1 protein-coding gene is annotated in these 348 nt (G+C 62.9%); it reads right to left on the minus strand.

Annotation, left to right across the window (positions count from 1 at the left end; all coding sequences use genetic code 11):
- Window positions 1–5 precede the first annotated feature (5 nt).
- Window positions 6–348: phosphotransferase (locus tag QWI17_RS16570; protein WP_302723639.1), on the minus strand; the 343-nt coding region annotated here is incomplete at its 5' end.

Genomic DNA, 348 nt, shown 5'->3' on the forward strand with positions numbered 1-348 from the left:
AAGGGCTAGAGGGCAAATGGCAGGTGCAAAGCCACCTGCTGGCGCTGTGCCAAACGCACTTCGAACTCGCTCGGGTCATGGATCATCACATCCATCCCGGCAAACGATTCTGCCGCAATCAGCCGCGACAGCCAGAAGCGCACGCAGCCTACCCGCAACATCTCAGGCCACAGCTCGGCCTCGGCAGCGGTGAACGGCCGCAGTGCGGCATAGGCCGCCAGCAGCGCCTGGGCACGCGGCATGTCGATTGCGCCCTGCTCATCCAGGCACCAATCGTTCACGGTGATGGCGATGTCATACAGCATCGGCCCGGAGCAGGCGTTGTAGAAGTCGATCACGCCAGTCAGG

It is taken from the genome of Gilvimarinus gilvus (assembly GCF_030518155.1).
Lineage (GTDB): Bacteria > Pseudomonadota > Gammaproteobacteria > Pseudomonadales > Cellvibrionaceae > Gilvimarinus > Gilvimarinus gilvus.